Raw genomic sequence first — 4546 nt, 5'->3', positions numbered from 1 at the left:
CCCCCCCCCCCCCCCCCCCCCCCCCCCCCCCCCCCCCCCCCCCCCCCCCCCCCCCCCCCCCCCCCCCCCCCCCCCCCCGGCCGGCCTCCGATCTCAGCCCGTGAACCCGGCCGTGGTGGAGGTGAACTGCCAGTTGCTCTGGCTGATGCCGGAGCAGTTGCTCACCACGCCGCCGCCCGGGCAGGGCCGGTCGCGGTTGACGGACCAGAAGGCCAGCCGGGCGATGTGGTGCGAGTTGGACCAGTCGCGGATCTGCGTCCAGATCGCCGGGGTGGTGTTCTCCTGCTGGTCGGACAGTCCGTTCATGCCGGAGATGCCGATGTGGGAGTACGCGGTGGCGTCGTCCCAGCCGAAGGTCGACTTCAGCTTGGTCTTCAGGCCCTCGGCAGCGTTCACCGTGTTGCCGTACATGTCGGAGCCGCCGCCGAAGTCGAACGGCATGATGGTGAAGACGTCGATGTTGGCGTTGAGCGAGTTCGCCTGTTCGATGAGCCGGTTGCCGTAGTACGTCGGGCCGGTGGTCGACGTACCGAAGGTGACGATCGTCTTCAGGCCGGGGTTGTTGGCCTTGACCGTCTTCAGCGCGGTGAGGATCTTCGCCTGGACGGCCTCGTTCTCGAACTCGTCGCTGTTCTCGATGTCCATGTCGATCGCCTTGAGACCGTAGGCGTCGATCACCTTCTGCAGCGCACCGGACAGCGCGCTCGCCGAGGAGCAGTTGGCGCCGAGCTTGCTGCCCTGCCAGCCGCCGAACGACGGGACGATGTCACCGCCCGCGGAACGGATCTGGTTGATGGCCGTCTGGTCGACGCCGCCGGTCAGCGGTCGGCTGCTGTCCCAGGACGGGGTGCAGCCCCCGGAGTCCAGTACGAACGCCATCGTGAACCACTTGATCCCGGTCGCGTTCATCACCGTGGTCGGGTTCGGGGGGTCGCCCCAGCCCTCGTACAGATACGGGGCGGCCTGCTTGAAGCCGGTGCCGCCGCCTCCGCCCGCGTTGGTCGTGACGGTCACGGAGTTGGAGGCGGGCGAGGTGTTCCCGGCCGCGTCCCGCGCCTTCACGGTGAACGTGTAGCTCGTGCTCGCCGACAGCCCGCTGACCGTGGCGCTCGTGCCCGAGACGCTGAGCAGCTGGTTGGAGCCGCTGTAGATGTCGTACGCCGTGACGCCGACGTTGTCGCTCGACGCGCCCCAAGACAGGGACACGCTGGACGAGGTCTTGCCCGTGGAGGTCAGGTTCGTCGGCGCGGTCGGCGCCTGGGTGTCCGAGCCGCCGCCACCGCCCGGACCGTCCAGGCTGATGTCGTCGGCGTAGTAGGTGCCCTGCGCGTACCAGCCGTGCACATAGATCTTGGCGCTGGTCTGCGAGGCACCGGTGGTGAAGGACACCTTGAGCTGGCTGTACGCCGACGGGGACGTGGTCCATGTCGAGGCGCCGCCGTCCACGCCCAGGTAGACGTAGCTGCCGCGCACCCACCCGGAGAGGCTGTAGGTGGTGTTCGGCTGGACCGAGACGGTCTGGCTGCACTGGGCGTTGTCACTCGAACTCACGGCGCCCGCAAGGGCTTTGGAGCCGGAGTGCACCGGGCTTGAGGTGACCGAGCCCAGGTTGCCCGTGCAGGTCCAGGGGGACAGACCGCCCGACTCGAAGCCGGGGTTGGACAGGATGTTGGCCGCCTGGGCCGTACCGGGGAGGGCGACCGCCCCGGCGAGGGCCAGCGCGGCGGTGCCGAGCAGGGCGAGGAAGCGATGTCTGGAACGTCTGAGATGTGTGATGCGCACGCGATCTCCCTGGGGAAATGGGGGTGTTCGGGAGTGCCGAAGGGTGCGCAACCAAGTTGGTATGGACCAATCGCGCTGTCAAGATGCTGTGCATCGATTGGTCCAGACCGGTGTGAAGTTGTAGGGGTCGTGCGGGGGCGTACGGGGTGGCGGGGTCAGGCCGGTGCGCCCGCCTCCGCGGTGGGGGCGCCGACCGGCTCCGCGGCCGGGAGGCCGGCCGGCGGCGAGGACTGTGCGGGCACCGCCGGCAGCGGAGCGGCGGACGTCTCGTGCAGGGCGTCGGAGGACTCCTCGGCGCGCTGGCGGGGAAGCGACACGGCGCGTAGCGGACGCAGGCCCGACACCACCGTGTAGTCCGTACCGAGGAACCGTGGGACCACCTCGCCCGGGTCCTCGCCGAGCGCCGACTGCACCGCCGCCCAGGGGGCGTTGACACCGCACAGGGACAACTGGTGCAGCCCGCCCGCCGGGCGGGTGTTGACGTCCATGAGCACCGGTTCGTCGCCCAGCATCCGGAACTGGATGTTGGACAGGTAGTGCAGCCGGAACGCCTCCGCGAGCTGCCGTGCCGGCTCGATCCACTGCTCGTGGAGCGTGAAGCCGCGGCGGCGGCCGTTCTTGGTGCGGCCGATCGCCATCCGGATCCGGTCGTCGGGCCCGGTCAGACAGTCGACCGACACCTCCGGCTGCTCCAGACGCGGCATCACCAGCCAGTCGACGGGCTCTTCGGCGTTCCGCACGGCCTGCGCGACGAGGTCCAACGGCACGTACGGGCTGGGGAATCCGTTGAGGTGCGACAGCGAGAAGGGGTCGCGCGTGATGATGCGGAAGCCCACCCCGCCCGCGCCCGCCGCCGGCTTGAAGCACGCCTTGTACCCGGCCGACTCCAACTCCTCGACCGCGGCGAGCAGTTCGGCCTCGGTCGTCACCCGCCACCACGGCGGCACCGGAATGCCGAGTCCCTGCACGGCCTCGTACGCCGTCACCTTGTCCTCGAACACGTCGATCGCCTCGGCGGGCGGCGCCAGCAGCGCCGTACCGACCGCCTCGAAGTCGGCGCGGTGCGCGGCGATCGCCGCCTGCTGCAGCCGGGGCACGAACACGTCGATGCCGCGGCGGGCGCACTGGTCGAGCGCGAACTCGACGTAGGCGGCCGGGGACAGCCCCTCGGGCTCCAGGTCGGCGGTGTCCGCGGCGGCCAGGACGGGGGAGTCGGCGTCACCGTGCGTGGCATGGATCTCGACCGCGCGGTCGTGCGGATTTCTGCGCAGCTGATCCATGAAGAACACGTTCTCCGCGTACGTGCGGTTGAGCCAGACGCGTACGCGAGAGCCCATGCAAGCCACCTTTCACGGTTCGCGGGCACGGCGAAGCAGGCCGTGCCCGGCCAGGGGAGAGGGAGGTACACATGACCGCCGTACGCGGCAAGCGTCCGTGGCGGTTGTGTTGGGGCCGATCATAGGCCCTCCGCGACCCCCGGACGGCTACGCGCGTGTTACGGATTCCCCGGCCGTTTGTTCCAAGGGTGTGCGGACCTTGTGTTCATCTGCCCGAGATCGCTCTTGTCGCTCAGCGGGACTGTGTGTTCTTGTTGATTTCAATTCGGGTTCGCGGAGGTGGCGAGAGTGCAGTCGACGGCCGGCGGCCATGGAAACCTGCTGTCGATCAGCGATCTGCACATCGGGTACAAGGAAAACCGCGCCGTCGTCGAGAAGATGCGCCCCGGGTCGGACGAGGACTGGCTCCTGGTGGCCGGTGACGTCGCGGAGACCGTCGCCGACATCCGCTGGGCCCTCCAGACGCTCGCCGAACGCTTCCGCAAGGTGGTCTGGACGCCCGGCAACCACGAGCTGTGGACCCACCCGCGCGACGAGGTGCAGCTGCGCGGCGTCGAGCGCTACGAGCATCTCGTCGGCGTTTGCCGGGAGTTGGGCGTGACCACCCCCGAGGACCCCTATCCGCTCTGGGAAGGTCCCGGCGGCCCCGCCGTCGTCGCCCCGCTCTTCCTGCTCTACGACTACTCCTTCCTGCCGCAGGGCTGCACGACCAAGGAGGAGGGGCTGGCGTACGCCCGCTCGACCGGAGTCGTCTGCACCGACGAGCTGATGCTGCACCCCGACCCCTACCCGAGCCGGGACGCCTGGTGCCGGGCCCGGGTCGCCGAGACCGAACGCAGACTCGCCGAACTGCCGGACGACCTGCCCACGGTCCTGATCAGCCACTATCCACTGCACCGGCACCCGACGGACATCCTGCGCTACCCCGAGTTCGCGATGTGGTGCGGGACCCGGCTGACCACGGACTGGCACCGCCGCTTCCGTGCCGAGGTCATGGTCTACGGTCATCTGCATATCCCGCGGACCACCCACCACGAGGGCGTCCGCTTCGAAGAGGTCTCGGTGGGCTACCCCCGTGAATGGCGGGTCCGCCCGGAACCGCCGGGGGTGCTGCGCCGCATACTGCCGATGGAGGTCGGAACCGTTGATGGAGGAGCTGCTCCCGGATTCGGTCGTGACCGTGGAGGCTTTCGGTGACGCCCGGCCCGAGGGCGTGACGCTGTATCCCGAGGAGGAGGCGCTCGTGGCGCGGGCCGTGGAGAAGCGGCGCCGCGAGTTCACCACGGTGCGTGCCTGTGCCCGCGTCGCCATGGAGAAACTCGGGGTGGCCCCGCAGCCGGTCCTGGGGGGGGGGGGGGGGGGGGGGGGGGGGGGGGGGGGGGGGGGGGGGGGGGGGGGGGGGGGGGGGGGGGGGGGGGTGGGTGTGG

Annotated in this window: 3 protein-coding genes and 1 pseudogene; 2 read left to right on the top strand and 2 right to left on the bottom strand. The window is 70.3% G+C overall.

Features of this window, described 5'->3' with window-relative positions; all coding sequences use genetic code 11:
• Positions 1-93 precede the first annotated feature (93 nt).
• Positions 94-1782: a carbohydrate binding domain-containing protein gene (locus tag ACN6LB_RS40990; RefSeq protein WP_445030321.1), complete on the bottom strand. Its 1689-nt coding sequence runs from the start codon at positions 1780-1782 to the stop codon at positions 94-96.
• Between the two features lie 155 nt (positions 1783-1937).
• Positions 1938-3119, bottom strand: coding sequence for an ATP-grasp domain-containing protein (locus tag ACN6LB_RS40985; RefSeq protein ID WP_445030320.1), 1182 nt, complete (start codon positions 3117-3119; stop codon positions 1938-1940).
• Between the two features lie 288 nt (positions 3120-3407).
• On the opposite strand from ACN6LB_RS40985, the gene ACN6LB_RS40980 reads away from it, so the two are divergent.
• Positions 3408-4316 (top strand): metallophosphoesterase family protein, encoded by a 909-nt coding sequence (locus tag ACN6LB_RS40980; RefSeq protein WP_356132758.1) that lies wholly within the window; start codon positions 3408-3410, stop codon positions 4314-4316.
• Positions 4264-4470: pseudogene (locus ACN6LB_RS40975) on the top strand (4'-phosphopantetheinyl transferase); the annotation flags it as partial. The gene ACN6LB_RS40980 and the pseudogene ACN6LB_RS40975, both read left to right, overlap by 53 nt.
• Between the last annotated feature and the right edge of the window lie 76 nt (positions 4471-4546).

It is taken from the genome of Streptomyces sp. SAS_270 (genome assembly GCF_052543295.1).
The sequence above is the reverse complement of the archived record's forward strand: the minus strand, read 5'-3'. Positions and strand labels throughout refer to the sequence as shown.